20 protein-coding genes are annotated in these 18,413 nt (G+C 44.9%); 10 read left to right on the top strand and 10 right to left on the bottom strand.

What is annotated here, in order from left to right; all coding sequences use genetic code 11:
* Positions 1-88: 88 nt before the first annotated feature.
* Positions 89-889: a glucosamine-6-phosphate deaminase gene (gene nagB, locus R8N28_RS15095; protein ID WP_005374441.1), complete on the bottom strand. Its 801-nt coding sequence runs from the start codon at positions 887-889 to the stop codon at positions 89-91.
* A gap of 374 nt (positions 890-1,263) precedes the next feature.
* On the opposite strand from nagB, the gene R8N28_RS15090 reads away from it, so the two are divergent.
* Entirely contained in the window at positions 1,264-1,515 is a 252-nt protein-coding gene (locus R8N28_RS15090; RefSeq protein ID WP_005374440.1) for a DUF3081 domain-containing protein, read from the top strand.
* 147 nt (positions 1,516-1,662) lie between these two features.
* Here R8N28_RS15090 and R8N28_RS15085 read toward each other — a convergent pair whose 3' ends face one another.
* The gene (locus R8N28_RS15085) at positions 1,663-2,016 is read right to left on the bottom strand and encodes a DUF413 domain-containing protein (protein ID WP_005374439.1); all 354 of its coding nucleotides are present in this window, start codon (positions 2,014-2,016) and stop codon (positions 1,663-1,665) included.
* Between the two features lie 149 nt (positions 2,017-2,165).
* Between R8N28_RS15085 and R8N28_RS15080 the strand changes: the two genes are divergently transcribed.
* Positions 2,166-3,059 carry a LysR family transcriptional regulator gene (locus R8N28_RS15080; RefSeq protein ID WP_005374436.1) on the top strand — a complete coding sequence of 298 codons (894 nt, stop codon included), beginning with the start codon at positions 2,166-2,168 and terminating at the stop codon, positions 3,057-3,059.
* An 81-nt stretch (positions 3,060-3,140) separates the two neighbouring features.
* Here R8N28_RS15080 and R8N28_RS15075 read toward each other — a convergent pair whose 3' ends face one another.
* The 3 genes from R8N28_RS15075 to R8N28_RS15065 all read right to left on the bottom strand — a co-directional run bounded on the left by R8N28_RS15075 (position 3,141) and on the right by R8N28_RS15065 (position 4,818).
* Positions 3,141-3,836 (bottom strand): pirin family protein, encoded by a 696-nt coding sequence (locus R8N28_RS15075; protein ID WP_065275579.1) that lies wholly within the window; start codon positions 3,834-3,836, stop codon positions 3,141-3,143.
* Positions 3,837-3,845: 9 nt separating this feature from the next.
* Positions 3,846-4,289, bottom strand: coding sequence for a DoxX family protein (locus R8N28_RS15070; RefSeq protein WP_025768734.1), 444 nt, complete (start codon positions 4,287-4,289; stop codon positions 3,846-3,848).
* Between the two features lie 325 nt (positions 4,290-4,614).
* Complete coding sequence (locus R8N28_RS15065) at positions 4,615-4,818, bottom strand: hypothetical protein (RefSeq protein ID WP_017633816.1); 204 nt, start codon at positions 4,816-4,818, stop codon at positions 4,615-4,617.
* A gap of 194 nt (positions 4,819-5,012) precedes the next feature.
* On the opposite strand from R8N28_RS15065, the gene R8N28_RS15060 reads away from it, so the two are divergent.
* The 3 genes from R8N28_RS15060 to R8N28_RS15050 all read left to right on the top strand — a co-directional run bounded on the left by R8N28_RS15060 (position 5,013) and on the right by R8N28_RS15050 (position 7,778).
* Complete coding sequence (locus R8N28_RS15060) at positions 5,013-6,380, top strand: AlkA N-terminal domain-containing protein (RefSeq protein WP_065275580.1); 1,368 nt, start codon at positions 5,013-5,015, stop codon at positions 6,378-6,380.
* A complete protein-coding gene (locus tag R8N28_RS15055) occupies positions 6,377-6,859 on the top strand; it encodes a methylated-DNA--[protein]-cysteine S-methyltransferase (RefSeq protein ID WP_025768736.1) in 483 nt (160 codons plus the stop codon). Before R8N28_RS15060 ends, R8N28_RS15055 begins: the two co-directional genes overlap by 4 nt.
* A 100-nt stretch (positions 6,860-6,959) precedes the next feature.
* Positions 6,960-7,778, top strand: a complete 819-nt coding sequence (locus tag R8N28_RS15050; RefSeq protein ID WP_065275581.1) for a hypothetical protein — start codon at positions 6,960-6,962, stop codon at positions 7,776-7,778.
* Positions 7,779-7,850: 72 nt separating this feature from the next.
* On the opposite strand, the gene R8N28_RS15045 is transcribed toward R8N28_RS15050, so the two are convergent.
* Positions 7,851-8,459, bottom strand: a complete 609-nt coding sequence (locus R8N28_RS15045; protein ID WP_005374427.1) for a YitT family protein — start codon at positions 8,457-8,459, stop codon at positions 7,851-7,853.
* 201 nt (positions 8,460-8,660) lie between these two features.
* On the opposite strand from R8N28_RS15045, the gene R8N28_RS15040 reads away from it, so the two are divergent.
* The gene (locus tag R8N28_RS15040; RefSeq protein WP_017821038.1) at positions 8,661-9,056 is read left to right on the top strand and encodes a GFA family protein; all 396 of its coding nucleotides are present in this window, start codon (positions 8,661-8,663) and stop codon (positions 9,054-9,056) included.
* A gap of 37 nt (positions 9,057-9,093) precedes the next feature.
* Here the strand turns inward: R8N28_RS15040 and nhaD are convergent, their stop codons facing one another.
* Both nhaD and R8N28_RS15030 read right to left on the bottom strand, forming a co-directional pair.
* The gene (gene nhaD / locus R8N28_RS15035; protein WP_065275582.1) at positions 9,094-10,524 is read right to left on the bottom strand and encodes a sodium:proton antiporter NhaD; all 1,431 of its coding nucleotides are present in this window, start codon (positions 10,522-10,524) and stop codon (positions 9,094-9,096) included.
* Between the two features lie 420 nt (positions 10,525-10,944).
* A complete protein-coding gene (locus tag R8N28_RS15030) occupies positions 10,945-11,970 on the bottom strand; it encodes an acyltransferase (protein WP_065275583.1) in 1,026 nt (341 codons plus the stop codon).
* Between the two features lie 250 nt (positions 11,971-12,220).
* On the opposite strand from R8N28_RS15030, the gene R8N28_RS15025 reads away from it, so the two are divergent.
* Together R8N28_RS15025 and R8N28_RS15020 are read left to right on the top strand one after the other, a co-directional pair.
* Entirely contained in the window at positions 12,221-12,811 is a 591-nt protein-coding gene (locus tag R8N28_RS15025; RefSeq protein ID WP_005374416.1) for a TetR/AcrR family transcriptional regulator, read from the top strand.
* A 128-nt stretch (positions 12,812-12,939) separates the two neighbouring features.
* Positions 12,940-13,797 carry an alpha/beta fold hydrolase gene (locus R8N28_RS15020; RefSeq protein WP_065275584.1) on the top strand — a complete coding sequence of 286 codons (858 nt, stop codon included), beginning with the start codon at positions 12,940-12,942 and terminating at the stop codon, positions 13,795-13,797.
* Positions 13,798-13,965: 168 nt separating this feature from the next.
* Here the strand turns inward: R8N28_RS15020 and R8N28_RS15015 are convergent, their stop codons facing one another.
* Positions 13,966-16,512: a glycosyl hydrolase family 18 protein gene (locus tag R8N28_RS15015; RefSeq protein ID WP_065275585.1), complete on the bottom strand. Its 2,547-nt coding sequence runs from the start codon at positions 16,510-16,512 to the stop codon at positions 13,966-13,968.
* A gap of 368 nt (positions 16,513-16,880) precedes the next feature.
* Positions 16,881-17,384: a DUF2850 domain-containing protein gene (locus tag R8N28_RS15010; RefSeq protein WP_262635269.1), complete on the bottom strand. Its 504-nt coding sequence runs from the start codon at positions 17,382-17,384 to the stop codon at positions 16,881-16,883.
* 328 nt (positions 17,385-17,712) lie between these two features.
* On the opposite strand from R8N28_RS15010, the gene R8N28_RS15005 reads away from it, so the two are divergent.
* Together R8N28_RS15005 and R8N28_RS15000 are read left to right on the top strand one after the other, a co-directional pair.
* Positions 17,713-17,997, top strand: a complete 285-nt coding sequence (locus R8N28_RS15005) for a pyrimidine/purine nucleoside phosphorylase (RefSeq protein ID WP_065275586.1) — start codon at positions 17,713-17,715, stop codon at positions 17,995-17,997.
* Positions 17,998-18,129: 132 nt separating this feature from the next.
* On the top strand, positions 18,130-18,411 hold the full coding sequence (locus tag R8N28_RS15000; RefSeq protein WP_005374405.1) for a hypothetical protein: 282 nt from the start codon (positions 18,130-18,132) through the stop codon (positions 18,409-18,411).
* Positions 18,412-18,413: the final 2 nt, after the last annotated feature.

Genomic DNA, 18,413 nt, shown 5'->3' with positions numbered 1-18,413 from the left:
ACTTAAGCCCGCTGTTCAGATAAGAAAAAACCCGTGTTCAACACGGGTTTTGTATTTTTAGTGTGTTTCTAGGCTGCCATCCTATGGGTTAAAAGCCTTTGATGTTTTCTGCTTCTAGCTCAGAGAAGTACTTCACTGTCTTCACTTTCAGTTCTTGTTGAGCTGGTTCGTCGCATACGATCACTGCTTTAGGGTGAAGTTGAAGAGCAGAAACTGTCCATAGGTGGTTTACACAACCTTCCACGGCTGCTTCAAGTGCCTGAGCTTTGTTATGGCCAGTGACCAAGATCATCACTTCTTCTGAGTCTAGAAGCGTACCAACACCGATAGTCAGCGCGTATTTAGGCACTTGGTTGATATCGCCGTCAAAGAAGCGAGAGTTCGCAATGCGAGTGTCTTCAGTGAGGGTCTTGATGCGAGTACGAGAAGAAAGAGATGACGCTGGCTCGTTGAACGCGATGTGACCGTCGTTACCCACGCCGCCCATGAACAGGTTGATCTTGCCGTAAGACTTAATTTTGTCTTCGTAACGCTTACATTCTGCGTCGTGATCGTCTGTGTTACCGTTCAGTAGGTTGATATTTTCTTCTTGAATATCAATGTGATTAAAGAAGTTGTTGTACATGAACGAGCGGTAAGATTCTGGGTGATCCGCAGGGATGCCAATGTACTCATCCATGTTAAAAGTCACGACGTTTTTGAAGCTGACTTCGCCGGCTTGGTAAAGCTCGATTAGGGCTTTGTAGGTTGCTAGAGGAGTGCCACCAGTTGGTAGACCCAGAACGAATGGACGCTCAGCAGTAGGTTTAAAGTCGTTGATACGCTTAGCGATATGCGCAGCTGCCCACTTACCTACTTGTGCTGCTCGAGTTAACGGGATAAGTCTCATTTTGTGCCCCTAGTTATTGGAATTGACGATGTACTGAAACATTAATTCGCATTATAAAATAAGTAATGGCGAACTGCTATTGTTTTAGGTCAAAATTTTGCTTTTTCTTTAACCAATGTTGGTTTTGTCGACGATTTTTATATCTAAATGCTTTTATAAGACGATTTTTTACAAAGAAATTGCATTATGAAACTGACGAATCAATAGATAAAATTTATGATCTAAATTAAGTTCTGCCTTCGCACTTAACCTTGTTTTTTAACAACCTACAGAGTGCGAAATCGCACACGAACTTCAAATATTATGGGTTAGATATGGCATGGCGCTCATTCTTTAACCATAATTGAAATGTGTAAACCAGTGAGGAATTCGGTATGAAAAATGAGTTAGATCCGAGCAAAGTACTACAGGCTTACGAATGTGTGATGAACAACGGTACGCCAACCGAATTTGGTAAAATGTATGAAGGTGTAGAAGCGTTTTCTGACTACGATGGGTACAACGTTTTCTTGAGAGGGAATGGTGTTGAGCTAAAAATTGGCTTCCACAACACCTATCACTTGGAATATGACCAAGAGCATTTGAAAGAGAGCTTTCTGAAAAAGATTGCGACGCTCGCCAAGTAAACGGTCATCACCCAAATATTAAAAAAGCCCTTGGGAGAATGCCCCCTTGGGCTTTAGGAGAAGAAATGAGCTTGTCTTGCTCGCTCAGTAAAGTCAAACGAGCTTTCGCCTACTGCTAGAAAAAGGCGAGAATTAGGTTATTGGTTATTAATCGTCTTCAACCAAACTCTCTTCAATGTATTCTTCTGTGGCGTCAGGCTTGTTACGACCATTTAGCGTATGGAAGCGCTTGCGACCACGAGCAAGTTGGGTGTACTTTAGCCACGTACGCTCAAGTTTTGTTTTTGCTTTGCCCGGGTTTTCTAACACCTTGATGAAGTGTTTCTCTTCGCTGTTTTCAGGTGTTAATTCGCCTGACTCTAAGCCAAGCATTGTATCCCCATAAATTGTTAGGATTTCCTCTTCTGAAAGAGTAAAATCGCCAGACTTTGCAAAGCCGCGTGGGAATTTTACGTTATCGTAAAAACGTTTTTTGCCATGACGGAATTCAGTGTCAGACATGTCAACAGCCTCTGTAACCGTTATTGATGAATGTAGTGAACTTACGGCGAAAATTAGGCTTAAATCTAACAAAAGAAAAACAAAACTTTTTTGTCGTCATGATTTTAATTAGTTGTTAATCTGGTTTTATATTAACCAGGAGATGGTTTATGGATGTAAAAGTCTTTCGAACATTTTTAGAGCTGGCAAGAGTTCGTCACTTCGGACGTGCTGCTGAGAACCTTTATATTACCCAAGCCGCTGTGAGCGCACGTATCAAACAATTGGAAAGTTACTTCGATACGCAATTGTTTATTCGTGATCGAAATAACATAAAGTTGACCTCTGCAGGTGAGCGCTTAATCAGCTATGCCGAGGTAATGGTCACTACATTGCAACAAGCGAAGCTAGAATTATCGCTTGAAGATGGCAAAGCGCTGCAACTAACGTTAGGTGGCACGCCAAACATTTGGGACGCTTATTTACAGAATTGTTTAAGTGTCGTCACAGATTCGTTTGGTGGTTATGGCTTCATGGCAGAAGTGATGGGACGTGAGATGCTCAGTCGTAGCTTGCTAGAGCGCACGTTAGATATGGCATTTGCGTTCGATCAGATCAAAGCTGATGAGCTTAACTGTAAAAAAGTGGCAGATGTTGTTCTCGTTCTGGTATCAACTGAGAAAGATTCTTTAGACACCGTTTTCGAAAACAAATATGTGTACGTTGACTGGGGGACGCGTTTCTCCTCAGAGCATTCTGAACGTCACCCTAAGATTCCGGCTCCATATTTACGCACTTCAACAGCGCGTATCGCATTGGACTTTATTTTAGAGAAGGGTGGAGCCGCGTACTTACCAATCTCTCTCGTGGAGCCATTTATCGCTAATGGGCAGCTTCACAAGGTGTCTGGAGTAGAAGATTGGTGTCGCCCTATCTATTTGAGCTATCGTAAAGCTAGCTCGTCTGTAGACGCGATTAAGCAAGTGGAAGAAATTGTCAAAGAGATCGATCCACTGACCGCTTACAGTTTTCAGCAAATTGGTTCTGGCACTTCCGACGAATAGCGTTGAATGAAAAGTCAGAAAAACGAAAAAGCCGCCTTGAGAAATCAAGGCGGCTTTGTTTTTATCTCGATGAATCGATAGTTATGGTAAGTCAAACAACAGGGCTGTTGTGCTTTCGTTTGATGTATTGCGCAAAACAACCTTACTCTGGTGTTCAACCTTCGCGCCGTCGCCAGCCGTCAAAGTGGTATTGTCGACACTAAGGCTCCCAGTCACTTGATGGATGAATAGATTTCGGCCCGACTCAATCTCAAAGTTTAGTTCGCTACTTGGCTCAAGAATTAACTGATGCAAAGTCGCATCTTGCTTAATAAGTAGCGTGCCGTTTTCTCCAGTTGGAGTTGCGATAGTCGTTAACCCAGGATTGCGACCAAAATCTTTTTGCTGATAACCTGGCTTGGTTCCAAATGTGTTCGGTTGAATCCAAATCTGTAGAAACCGCAGCGTATCTTGGTTCGATGCATTGTACTCACTGTGGTAAATCCCTTTCCCTGCCGACATGAGTTGGAATTCACCTGCAGGTAGTGTTTTGACGTTGCCTTCACTGTCTTTGTGTGCGATAACACCTTCCAACACATAGCTGATGATCTCCATATCACGGTGGCCATGTGTATCAAAACCCGCGCCAGGCTTGACTACATCGTCATTAATGACTCTCAGCTCAGAAAAGCCCATATGTTGAGGATCGTAGTAGCTACCAAAAGAAAACGTATGTTTGCTATCAAGCCAGCCAGAGTTTGCTCGACCTCGGTCTGCTGCATGTCTTACCGTAATCATAAGGCCTCCTTAAGAGAGCTTTTTGTTTAAAAAGTTATCTAACGCTGCTTTACCTGCGCCAGAGAACGCCAGAGAAACGCTTGCTGCCAGTAATGCTAAGCCAAACTCGTAACCGTTGTTTGCCATGAATAGGCCATTTTCAAAGTGGACAGAGAATATCGCTACCACCATCGTGAACGCCAAAGCAACCGCTGCTGGTCGAGTTAGCAGACCAAGTAAAATGAACAAGCCGCCAAAGAACTCTGCGCTGCCCGCAAGTAACGCCATGAGCACGCCAGGACCTAAACCGATAGATGCCATCCACTGACCTGTGCCTTCTAGCCCGTAGCCACCAAACCAGCCAAATAGTTTTTGTGCGCCGTGCGCCATAAAGATAATGCCGATTGGAACGCGAAGTGATAGTGCGCTGTAACCTTCGTTTGACGTGGTAATTTTCTGTAATAGTGCTTTCATGATTCTGTCCTCTGACTCTTTTCAATGAGTGGGAAGCGTGTGCTCCCGTGCTGTTGAGAACAGTTTAGGTAGAGGCGAACATAAAAATAACGGGAGGATTTTGATAAACTCGTTCTAAAAAATTGAATAGTTGGTTTTTATTTATTTAAATCAATGCCTTGATTTTTATATTCGAGTGTTTATTTGCAGATTATTGTCTGTTTTAAATCAAGGTCTGTCATTATTTTCGATAAACATTTTTTCTGTTAAACAAAAAAAGAGCACATGTACTGTGCTCTATTGCTTTCGCTTTTAACAAGGGAGAAAGGTGTGTTAAAGAAAACCGTCAGAGGTTCATTAAGCTCTCTAATGACTCCTCTACATTGTTGTAGTGATAAGTTCGAATATTACGTCCATCCGTCGCATTAATCTGAATTTCTGAGATCTCGTTATCTGAGTCTCGTTCGATAATTCCAATAGAATGATCTACGGATTTACTGGTAATAACCTTTTGGTTTCTTAATACAATTACGCAAGTATGTAAGTCCATGCCAATTCCCTTTAGCCGACGTTGTTGTGATGTTCTGGATCTAACTTTAGTGTACAAAAGCGCTAATGCCAATAAATCTCAATATTGAGTTCCGAAAATGGCTAATTGTGGGCGCTTAAGCAAGCTACAATAACACTATATTGAACGATGCCTATGAACAATAAATGACAAAAGGCATGAGCAAGGAAAGCACTATGTTTATTCACCCCCATACCTCACTGACCTTCGAGCAGTGTCACAAGGCGCGAGTCGCGCGAGACAGTCGTTTTGATGGGCGATTTTATGTGGCGGTAAAAACAACGGGAATCTTTTGTCGTCCGATTTGCCCGGCAAATTTGCCTAAAGAAGAAAATGTTGAGTATTTCGCTGATAAGACGCAAGCCCTTCAAGCAGGGTATCGTCCGTGTTTACGCTGTCGACCTGATAGCGCGCCTGGATCTTGGGCATGGAAAGGTGTCGAGACGACCTTTCAACGAGCGATTTCGTTAATTGATAGAGGGGAGTTGCATCACCATTCGGTGTCTGAGTTGGCTGAGCGTGTTGGGATTTCTGACCGTTACTTACGTATGTTGTTTGAGCAGTATTTAGGTATGTCACCCAAGCAGTATGCGCAATATCAGCAATTAATGTTCGCCAAACAGTTGCTTCACTCCAGCTCTATGTCGGTCACCGACGTGGGGTTTGCGTCAGGTTTTAACAGTACGCGCCGCTTTAACGATGCTTTTCAAAAGTTTCTCAAACTAACGCCTTCTCAAGTACGCCGTAAAGAGTTTGATGGTGCGGGTTGTAATCGAATTGCCTTACCTTATCGAGGTGAGTTGAATTGGTCGCACATGTTGGACTTCTATCGTTTGCGAGCGGTTGAGGGAGTTGAGCTGGTGAGTGATGAGAGTTATCAGCGCAACGTTTTTTTGGATGACAGCAAAGCCTGGTTTAAAGCGACAAAAGGTGAAGGATACTTAGAACTGGCGTTTGAAATTGAAGACGTAACGAAGCTGCAAAACTTGGTGTCTGACATTCGTCGTATGTTCGATCTTGACGCTGATATTTGTACTGTTGAGCAGCATTTGGAGTATGTCGCGCCTGGGCTCGTGTCGAGTAAAGGTATTCGTATTCCTGGTGTATGGAATGCATGGGAAGCAGGGGTTAGAGCTATTTTAGGCCAGCAAGTGTCGGTTAAAGCGGCGATTGGTCAACTTAACTTATTGGTGGCCACACTTAGTGGAGAGTCAGAAAAACGTTGTTTCCCGACTCCCAGTGATATTGCGAACGCCGACGTGAGCTTTTTGCGCATGCCGCAAAGCCGTAAAGAGACGCTAGTGCGCTTCGCCCAGTTTATGCAGGACAACTCAGAAGCTGACCCCCAGCAGTGGCTAGCTTTGAAAGGCATTGGACCTTGGACCGTCAGTTATGCTCAACTGCGAGGGCAATCTCAACCCGATTGCTTTCTAGATAAAGACTTAGTGGTGAAAAAGGCGATGCAGCGTTACCCATCACTGAATACGCACACTGCGGCCCCTTGGGGAAGCTACGCGACGTTTCACTTATGGAATCAATCATGAAAACATTTTATACCGAAATGCCGAGTCCACTAGGAACGGTGACTATCCAATCGAACGCTGAGGGCTTACTTGGCATTTGGTTTGAAACATGCACCACTAAGCCGATTGAGCTGGGGGTGCGAGACGAGCAGCATCCGGTCTTGCGCCAAGCTGTCACCCAACTGGATGAATACTTTGCTGGTCTGCGCAACGAATTCGACTTGCCCCTTGCAGCGACAGGCACTGATTTTCAAAATCAAGTTTGGCAGGCACTAACGACCATTCCATATGGGGAAACGTGGAGCTATCAAGATCTCGCGAATGCGATAGGTAACCCTAAAGCTGTGCGTGCTGTTGGGTTAGCAAATGGGAAGAATCCGATTTCTATCGTGGTGCCTTGTCATCGCGTTATTGGCAAAAGCGGAAAACTGACTGGGTATGCAGGTGGAGTGGAGCGCAAGCAACGTTTGCTCGCGTTGGAGCAAGGTACACCGCTTTAAGTGAGGCGATTCTCATATTGGGATTAAGCGTGCTACACAGGGGGAACGATAGTGTAGAGTTTCATATTCGTTATACGAACAGAAAAAGGACAATAAGGACATGCCTTTCAAAACGGATTTTGATGCCTTCATGAGTGAGTGTTGGCAGCATCACGAGGAAAATCCCGAACAAATTTATGCTCAGTTAGAAACGGCTCTGAGCGAGGTGGAAGACGTTACCCAAATCGAGCGAATATTCGCATTGATGCTGCATACCGCTATTGGGCATCTCCAGTGCCCAGAACAGTTTCTTACTTGTTTAGAGCACTTTGATGAACGCAAGGTTGCCGAGAGTTTTGCATTTCAACGCAGTATTGCCGTTGCGCGCTATTTCGTAGATGGCACTGACAATATGGAATTATTGGAAGAGCAAGAACAACGCCGAGTTTACGCTTTGATTTCGAATGAACTTTCTGCACTTGTTCAGCTTGAACTGGCGAGTCAATGGTTGGTGAAGGCAGCGTTAGGAACGACGCCGAACGATGCAGAAGGGCCATTAGCGCGCGCTATCGCGATCACTGCGAACAACTTAGCATGTCAGTACGAAGCGCTGGCTGAGCGCACGTGCATGGAAAAATCGAAGATGTTAGAAGCAGCGACACTCGCGCTAGACTATTGGAAAGTGGCAGGGGGTTGGATGCAAGAAGAGCGCGCAGAGTATCGCTTAGCGATGAGCTTGCTTAAAGCGGATAAACCGCAAGAAGCCAAAGTGCATGCTGAGCGCTGTGAGGCTATTTGTCAGCAAAATGGTAGCGACGCGTTTGAGCTGTTCCACGCACATGACTTGTTGATGCAAGTACACTTCCATCTTAGTCAGAAATATAAAGCTAAATTGGATGAAGAGATGCAGCAGCACTGCAAAACGAGCTCGTTGACGTGATCTTAGCGTTGAATGAAAAAAGCCCCGAGTGACTGGCTGGGGGCTTTAGGGTTGTTGACTATGCAGCGATGATTATGCTGCTTGCGCTTTTGCTTGGTATCGTCCTGGTTTATGGTTCATCGCCAAAATCAAGTTCGTTGCGATGGCACCTAGAACAGATAGAGCGATAAGGTGCACATCTACAATGAACAGTGACATCACCACGATGGCACAATCTAACGCCATTTGAACTTTACCCGCTCGAACTCCAAAACGTTCCTGAAGGTACAACGCTAGAATGTTAAAGCCACCCAAACTCATTTTGTGACGGAAAATTACCAACATACCGATTCCAATCAGCCCACCACCCAAAAGTGCCGCATAGAAAGGTTCGATTCGTGAAATCTCAATCACATGATGCAGATGATCGACCGCAAAAGAGACAATCGAAACCGCAATAAAGGTATTGATAGTGAAGCGCCAACCCATGCGCATCACAGATAAAATATAAAAAGGGAGGTTAAGAGCGAAAAATATCTGACCAAAACTGAAGTCACTCACTTTGGTTAGGAAGATCGCCAAGCCAGCCGTACCGCCAGTGAGCAATCCTACTTTGCTAAAAAATATCACCCCAAGTGACACCAACGCACTGCCGAGCGTCAGAGCCAAGAGGTTCTCTCTTAGGCTATGATCTTTGTCCATAAATTAATTTCCTTGGTTTAAAAAACGCGCCGGAGATAACACGTCTCACGGACGCGATAGACAGTCGCCAAAATAGCAACTAACAAATCGGCAAATAAAATGTCGCGAAAAGTGATGGATGTCGAGTTTTTGGACGAGATTATGATGATATTAACCTGTTTAACATAATGTACACAGATAGAAAAACAACAAGGAAAAGTTATGATTAAGAAAGTTGGCAACACCCAAATCAACACATTACATCGACTGAGTTGTCACTGTGGAAAAGTTGAGTTGGAACTGGCGTTACCCAATGGTATTGAGAAACCGAGACGGTGTGACTGTTCTATGTGTCGACGTCGTGGCGCGATTGTCGCATCTGTACCTTTGAACGGTATTCGTATTGTGCAAGGCGAAGACGTCTTGAAGCAGTATCAATTTAATACACACACTGCGAAGCACTTTTTCTGTGGCGAGTGCGGTATTTATACGCACCATCAGCGTCGTTCTGACCCGAGTGAGTATGGCTATAATGTCGGCTGCTTAGAGGGCGTCAACCCATATGAGTTGGGAGCGATTGAAGTGATGGATGGCGTTAACCATCCATCCGACCGCTAGGTTGTGTTGCAAGTTAAGTACCTGATTGTCGGTGCTTTTAAGTAAATAAACCGCTATTCATCCACAAGTGTACCGCAATACTGGCGGCATAACCCAAGGCGATGACGGGAGCCCACTTTAAGTGGCCAAAGAAGGTGTATTGCCCACGCGCGGCTCCCATTAAAGCGACGCCTGCCGCGGATCCGATGGAAAGCAAACTGCCCCCGACACCTGCGGTTAATGTGACCAGTAGCCAGTTGCCCATCGACATGTTTGGTTCCATAGTCAGTACAGCAAACATAACCGGAATGTTATCGACGATTGCAGATAGGACACCAACCATTACGTTTGCCCAGACTGGGTTCCATTGCGTGTACATGACGTTTGAAACCAGTTCGAGGTAGCCAAGTAAACTTAAACCGCCAACACACATCACAACACCATAGAAGAACAACAAGGTGTCCCATTCGGCTCGAGACACACGATGAAACACATCAAACGGAACCACTGAGCCTAAGCGCTTCAATGCCTGATCATCGCCATTGGCAATTGCCATAGCTGCTTTTTTTGCGAGTGAGTGTTTGAGAGTTTGGCGCAAAAAATATCCGAAAAACTGTAAGTACGCCAAGCCCATCATCATGCCCATAACGGGTGGGAAGTGCAGCACAGCATGGAAAGAGACTGCGGTGGCAATCGTCAAAATGAACAACGCGACAATACGCCTTGCCCCGCGTTTTAGCTCAACGTGTTGGTGAATCGTATTCGGTTTTGTGTTTGGAACAAAAAGTGACATCAAAAATGCGGGAACCAAGTAGTTCACCAATGACGGTACAAACAACGGAGTGAACTCAGCAAAGCTGACATGACCGGCCTGCCACACCATCAGGGTTGTAATATCACCAAATGGGCTGAATGCACCGCCAGCATTGGCTGCGATAACAATGTTGATACAAGCAAGATTGACGAACTTAGGATTATCACCAGAGACTTTCATCACTACAGCGCACATCAAAAGGGCCGTAGTTAAGTTATCGGCAATCGGTGAAATGACAAAAGCGAGAAACCCCGTCAGCCAGAACAACTTTTTGAATCCAAAACCTTTACCAACCATCCACGCCTGTAAGGCATCGAAGAGTTTGCGTTCTTCCATTGCGTTGATGTAGGTCATCGCCACGAGCAAAAACAGCAGCAACTCGGCATATTCCAACAAGTTATGTTCTAGTGCGGATTTGGCGATTTCAGGCTGGTTGTGCTGAGCAAAGGTGTAGCCAATCAGAATCCAAATTAACCCTGCAGCGAGCAGCACTGGCTTGGATTTTCTCATTTTCAGATACTCTTCCAACATAACCAGTATGTAAGCGATCGAAAAGATAATCAGAGCCGCGTAACCGACACCAGAATTAACAAGGTTCAGTTCATTGGTTGATGCAGCAAAGGTGGCGCTAGATAACAACAAACAGCAGAAAGCCACAATTGGATAGATTGGCATAGACATTTCTCCTTTGTCTGGTTGGAGAAATATTAGCCACAAATGAATGAGTTAGTTGTGAGAGAGCTCGAATTAACAGTAGGAGTTAGGAAATGATAGTGTGCGCCACTATTTTCTGAGTGACGCAATGCTTGCTGCGCCGAATAAAACCGCAGCGGCATATAAACCGTAAGTTAACCAGTGACTAATCTCTAAAAAAGGAACGAGTCCTTGACCTGCCCACATACAGCCTCCGTTTAATGAGCAATGTTGTAATAGTCGAGCCAATTTAAAGGAAATGAACAATGTTTTTTGTGAGTGAAAGCAAATTCTGAAGGATTAGAAAGTCAAAAATTGGTCAGTGAGAGAGAAATCTCATTTTTAACTGGCTAGCTCTAACCCTTTTGAGTTAAAGCTAGCTATATCTAGAGCTGAATGCATTTAGCGTAGGAGCCATTTTTTCAACGGTGAAGCGTCGATTGCTTTCACAAGCAGTATGGTTGCAACAATCGTTGCAGGATAAATAAACACATCTTTCGCGAGGTGTTGCAGCCCGATAAATCCAGCGACATTCATCATGACAATTATGATAAGCAGATGGCTAACATATATTCCTAACACGCTAGGAGATAGTTTGAAGACCCAAGGCATGTCGCCAAAATGAGGGTGAGCCAAAAGCCACATAAAGACACCTACAGTCCAGATAACGGTACCGAATAGGAAGTCGTGCGAGTTGAAAGCGATGTCATGTTGCATCAGCCAGTAAGCTTCACCAAAATGCAGTGCCATGCCAAGAATAATGCATCGAACCGTATTGTTTCTCGACCACCGCCACTGCGCTTCTCGTGCGAAATAACCTAGAGCAACTAGCAACGTGCTGAAAAAAGGCCCGTTACGAGTAAAGAAAGGCGCTGGCAGGTCGGTAATGGTCGCGTAACTGCCAGCAAAGACCCCGTATATGTATAGCAATACTGCGGTTGGCAGTATCAGTTGCGCCATATTGATATGCACGAGAAAGGCAATTAACGCTACGGCAATGACCAGAGCCGGAATAAACCACAGATGAACGAGTCCGCCTTCGATGAGTGAATTGATCGGGGTTGACATTAAGTACCCCCAATAACCTTGCCTTTCGGCGAGATACCCAGCCTCAGCGACCGTCTGCCATTGGAATGGCATCAGTAAACTGATCATGCTCCAAATGAGCCAAACCTTCATTAACGGTTTGGCGTAGTTCTTAAGAGTATCAATAGGTGAGTGACTCAACTTCGGCTGGATTAGATAACCCGAGATGAGAAAGAACAACGGAACAGCAAAACGAGCCAGTTGGTTGAGCATATAGCCAACCCATGGTATCCCATCCAACTGCCAGTACGTCAGTGCCATCTGGCAATGCAAACCCACAATCGCAAGCATCGCAATGATACGTGCAAACTCTAAGCTGGCTATTTTTTGTTTCTTTGCCATTACATTGTTTACCTAAATAAAAAACTTAGGTGAAAATAGCAGGTTGTTACTGAAGTAATACGTGAAAAAGTCAACAGACTTGCGCTTACATTGAAGCTGTTTTGAAAATTAAGACTTACTTCAAACTTCTTAATTATTAACCTATTAACGCAATCAATACCTGATTCGTGAGTCGAAAATAGCACTGAATAATGGTTAGACCAGTTAACTCGAGATTGCAAAAAAGAACGATCGTGCTAAAAATAAGACTATGCAAAAAGGAAAAGTGACAAAAGAGTTTATTCTGCAGCGGGCTTTTGAGATCGCCAGCGAAGACGGATTAGAAAGTCTTACGATTGGAGAGTTAGCCAAGCAATGCGGTATGTCGAAAAGTGGTCTGTTTGCCCACTTTAATTCGAAGTTGAATTTACAGCTATCGGTGCTTGATCACGCCAATAAAGTGTTCGCTGATCGGGTTATTGAGCCTGCTCGAGAACTCGGGGATGGCAATATCGAGCGTAAAATTCGAGGGTTGCTCGACTCTTGGATGACTTGGAATCACGCATTCCAAGGAAGTTGTATGTTTCTTGACGCTTGGAATGATACGGCAGATAAAGATTGCCCGCTTCAGGCCGGACTGCGTAAATCCATAGACACTTGGCTGAGTTATTTGGAGATCCAAATAGCGAAAGGCAAAGAGAAGCAAGAATTTGCAGCAGACTTAGATACACGCCAAGCAACGTTTGATTTGTACGGTCTCTATTTGAGTGCGCATGTTTTTTACTCAATTAAAGGTGAGCAAGAAAGCTTGCGTCTGTTTTGGCAAGGGATCGACAACTTATTTTCTCGCTGGAAAGGCTAATATCGGTTATTCGCTTCCCAGATTCGTAGACATAAAATCACAAAGAGCGGCTGAGTTCGCTCTTTCTTATCAGCGTAAAAAGCACGACCGTTCTATTTTTTGCAAAGCTGATAGTTAAGGACATGATTATGAGTGAAAAAATTTACTTTAATACATCGCAACGTTTCAGTATTAAGCGCAGTTTGGTGAACATTAGTACTCGGTTACACCATACACTGGCCCCGTCACATGCAAAGAAGACCGCGCGCAAGCTTCTTCTGACACCTGCTCGTACGCAACCTAAAAATATTGAACCTCAAGGGCTTATCAAAGGTGAAATTAAAGGGCATGCAGGCATCATCAAAACCTATACTTTGGGCTCTGGACCTATTTGGGTGCTAACTCATGGTTGGTCTGGCACGGCAAGTCAGTTTTATCCACTGATGGAACATATTGCGTCGAAAGGGTTTACTGCTTTGGCGTACGATCATCCGGCACATGGTGAGAGTGAGGGGCAGTATGGGCACATTCCGGGGTTTGTCAGAGGATTAGAAGATGTGTTGGATACGGTCGAGGATGTTGTTGGCCTAGTTGGGCACAGCATGGGCACCGCTTCTGCTCTTGAGTGCCGACACAGCAAATTAGAAAACAAGCCTTTGCTGCTTATTGCTCCGGTATTAAATTACGTAGAGAACTTATTCGGTAGCATTGCGCGTTCCGGTTACTCGATGAAGCTTTTTAATGCTGTGGTTTCAGAAGTTGAAGACCAATTTGGCTATCCGTTACAGTCCATTGATCCGATGAAGCGTTTGTCTGAGCGTCCGTCTCACACCATTATTATTCATGATGAGCAAGATAAGTTCACCAAATACAGTGTCTCGGCAAAAGCGGCTGAAGAGATTAAAAACGTTGAGTTAGTGACAACACAAGGTCAGGGGCATGGTCGAGTGATGAAGTGTGAGCAAGTCTTCAGTAGTTTTGACCGTTTGCTCGATAGTGCTTGGTAACCCTTACTTTTACTGATTGACTCGCTCCGTTTTGGGCTAAGTCGATTTGAAAGTAACACCTCAGATTTTTTCGTCTCTGGTGTTGCTCTCCTCGTTAAGAGGTTAAATCCAAAAAGGACAGCCGAAGCTGTCCTTTGTTTATTTAGCAGAACGTCTGCAAGGCTGAAATTAGTTACAGTTAGCTACGCCAACTTCTTTCCAAACGCCCCATTCGCCAGATTGGCTAGGATCGTTACCCTGAGTCCACCATTTCGCTTCCCACGTTTTACCTGCGTGAGTCACTTGGTTACCACCTGTGTACACTGCGCTCGCATCCCATGCGTTGTCACAAGTACCAGGGTTCGGATCGGTTGTGTGCTGTGCAACAACCACTGTCGCGTTTGCCGATGAAGACGCTTTACCGTCGCTCACACTTACAGTGAAGCTTAAGCTTGTGTCTTGCGGGTATTCCGCAGCAGTGAACGTGACTTTAGAGCCTTCAACCGTTGCATTCAGACCTTGAGGTAGAGTCCAGTTGAATGTCAGGGTATCGTTGTCTGCATCGCTAGACGCAGATGCATCTACAACCACAACGTCACCAGCGTTTGCTGTTGCTGGAGCAACAACTTGTGCTACTGGTGCGCTGTTCACTGGGTCAACAACACCTGCTGGTTTCACTGTTACTACAACGAGGTCAGATGCCGTTGCACCCTCGTTATCAGTCACCGTCAGCTTGAAAGTTAATTGCTCTTCAACAGTAACTTCTGCTGCATCAAAGCTTGCTTTCGCTGTGTTTGCACCTGTTAGTACCACTGCTGTGCCAGATACTTGTTCCCAAGCGTAGCTTGCGATGGTGCCGTCAGAGTCTTTTGACAGGCTGCCATCTAGAACCACATTTGCAGGACCTGTTACCGATTGATCTGCGCCAGCGGCTGCGGTTGGTTTACGGTTTGGTTGAGGAACCACACCACCAGCCATACCTTCGTGCATCGCGTTTAGAATGTCACCGTTATCCGCGTCAATTTCCCAAGAGAATAGACCAGCAAGACCAAGAGACTTCGCGTAGCTACCTTTTGCTAGCACTGAACGGTGGTCATCAAATGTGATCAACTCGCCCGTAGTACGGTTCCATACCCATGGTGCTTCTGCTTGTGCATCGTAGCCGTACTCGAAGCCGTTAATACCAGTGTTGTTTGCACCTAGCATGAATGACTTAATGCCTTTGTAGTCAATTACGCCATCTTCCCAAACACCTTGCGCTGTGCTGCCCTTCAGTTTACCTGTAGCAGTACCTGTCATTGGGTCGTTTGGATCTGTGAGTGTATCTGGAGTTACGCCTTCCCAGCCACGACCGTACATTGCTGTACCAAGTACTAGCTTGTTCGCAGGAACGCCTTGAGCAAGAAGAAGTTGGATGCCGTTATCTGCTGTGTAAGCAGGACCTTTGTACGGTTCGCCGTTCTCATCAACGCCACTACCGTCACACTGACCAGGACGCATGAATGAACCACAGTAAAGCGCAGTTTGGTGACCAGGAACGTTATTCCAACCACCGTAGAAGTCGTAAGTCATTGCGAAGATGTAATCCATGTACTGAACTGCATCTGCGTAGTCTACGTCTTCAATCTTGTCGTAACCGACACCGATAGCGGACGTTAGCTCGTAAGTACGGCCTGTCTCAGCTTCTAATTCATCAAGCATTACGCGCAGTTCACGCATCAGTGCGATGTATGCTGGGCCATCGTTTACAGGGTCGCCCTTATCGGCTGCTGCACCGCCGCCGCCAGGGAATTCCCAGTCGATGTCAACACCGTCGTAGAATTTCCAAGTTTTCAGGAACTTCTTAACTGATGCGACGAATGTGTCACGGTTTTTCTTGTCCACGAAATCGAAGAATGGGTCAGACAGTGTCCAACCACCGATCGATGGGATGATTTTTAGATCAGGGTTACGTTGTTTCAATGCCATTAGCATTGCGTAGTTACCCTTGATAGGCGTGCTGTATTCATGACCAGCTTGTGGGAAGCTCTTCTGATAAGCAGCCCAAGGGTCATGGATAACGACTTCATAATCAGGCACACCTGTACAAGCAGTTTGTAGCGCGTTGAAACTGTTGCCGCCAACAGACTTCACAGACTCATTTGGGCCACAAATTGGGATAAAACCGTAAAGGATGTGAGTCAAGTTGTCGACCGGCATATTATCGACTGTGTAGTCACGGCCATAGATGCCCCATTCAACAAAATACGTACCCATCACGACGCTTGGATCGGTATTGTAGGTTTTGTTGTTTGGATCAACATTCATCGTTAGTGGCTTCAGGTGAGAACCATCGGTATCTGCAATTGTGATTTCAGCTGGTGCGCTTTTCGCACAACCTGTCGCATCACATGCTTCGATTTCCATTTGGTATAAGCCACCTTGGCCGTATTCAAACGAAGCTGTCGTTTGGCTACCAGTGATAGGGCCGCTTGCTACTTTTACACCATCAAAATAGACGTTGTAAGTGTCACCAGGTGTGCCACTCCACTGGTTAAATTTAACAGTGATCTTCGCTTGCTCATGGTATTTCACCATGTCGTAGTAGCCTGACGTGGTTTCCATCGCGAGTTCAATTTTAGAAAACTGAAGGTTGTTGGAACCGTACATATCGATACTTGGTGCGGTTGGAGCCGCAACTGCAGCGCCTGATAGCGCTAAAGCAACTCCAGCTGCACATAGGTTAAATCGAATCATAACTTCTCTCTCAATCCTTGGATTCATGTTCTACCTAGAACATAGGCTGCTCTTGCACCAGATAAGATGATTGGATTTACTCCACGTGCAAAAGCATCACACTCAGCATTTCAGAGAGTTTTTTTTCGTCAAAAAAATTAAGACGGTTTTCGAGGCACTTGAGAGAACTTAACTAAAACTCGCACTCTGTTACACAGAAAGTGTCAGACTGAGTCAATAATTTATAAAATCTCAGCAGAAACTAAAATTATTGTTTACTCAGTAACGAGTTAGTTAAATGCGATGAAGGCCTTATTTTGTTGTTTATTAAGGTTTTGTTTCATTGATATAGAAAGAGAATTGAAAGGAAAAATAGCCGTGAAGACGTATTAGTCACGGCTGAAGTGTTCACTCAACGCGGCGCGACGTTTAGAGGCTGCACCGGTTTCTGAGCCCTGAACGGTATGCTCAAATCCTTTACGAATGAATCGCTGATCTGGAATAAGAGGCTCAATACGGCGTATTTGAGGTGAAAGATGAGAGCCCGAGATCTGATACGCTGTCTTTCCTAATCCGGTATTCAACGTGATGACCTTGCCATCGAATTCAAATTCCGTCGTAATAAGTCGATGGTTTCGGTATACCCCATCTTCAGTGAAAACGAGACGTTCTGTTTGGTAGGGTGGCGCGCCAATCTCAATCCATTCGCCGTACACCTTTTCCGGATCAATGTGGTCTTGATAGGAAAGGTGGATTTGATAGCCAAAAAACGTCAACAGACCCATCCCGAAGCAGACAAATGTACTCTTGAGGATTTTAGATTGGTGGCGAGCCAAAAATGAAAGTTTTGGTTCTTGTCGTGCTTTTCGCCTTCGGCGGGTTGAGTCCGCCATAGATCTAATTTTCTCCACTTTTTTAACATGGTGGAAACCTTCCTTTTTAAAAACAAACAATCCCGCCATTGAGACGACGAAACTATGATCTAATGTCCACTTTTACATTCAGATACACATCTTATTGATGGTTTTGTTGTTTGCTCACATTCATTACTTCGTAGGTTTTCTTGCTCGGTTTAGGTCGCCTGATTAATCCTCGCGAAAAAAGGTTCTCGCTCAGTAGCAAAGGATGTGCGTTATTACGTTGAGTTTAATGGCTTTCAAAGCTTGAGTAACGGAAAGAAACAAGGTAAAAAAGAGCGGACTTTTGATAAGGAAACCAATAATGAATATTAAGGAAAATAGCTATTTTGCTGGTAGTGTAAAATCACTAGGCTTTAACCAGAAAGATCAGGATGTTAGCGTTGGTGTGATGCTTCCTGGTGAGTACACGTTTGGTACTCAAGCACCAGAGCGTATGACGGTTGTAAAAGGTGCGCTTGTGGTCAAGCGTGTTGGCGAGAGCGATTGGACGACTTGTCAAAGTGGTGAGTTTTTTGAAGTGGAAGGTAATTCTTCATTTGAGCTTCAAGTGAAAGAAGCGACTGCGTATTTATGTGAGTACTTCTAGCGTTCATTTGTTGCTCGTCATAAAACCACCTTCGGGTGGTTTTTTCGTCTATGTGCTTCACTTATAACGCATCTTTTTGGTTATTTGGGTATATACTTAATAAAAATGTACCCATCGACCAGGGAGGAAGTGATGGCAGTACAACGCAAGCATTCTGATCTCCCTCCTCGTTACGAGGATAAAGATCTCACCAATGAGCAAAGACAGCGCTTTACCGAAGTTGCCAACGCCGCTCATAAGAGACGTGAATTTTATCGACGTGCTCTAGGAAAGAGCTTAATGGGCAAAATGAAGGGCCGTGCGTTTAAAGATCACCCCACTCGTCAGCAAGACAAGCCGAACAGAACGTTGCAAGTAGTGTGGTTAATCGTATTCCTCGTTGTGGGGCTTTGGGTGATGCATGTGTTCGCTTAGTC

Source organism: Vibrio sp. Vb1554 (assembly GCF_033344235.1).
Note: the sequence above shows the minus strand (reverse complement) of the source record. Positions and strands in the feature narration are given on the sequence as shown.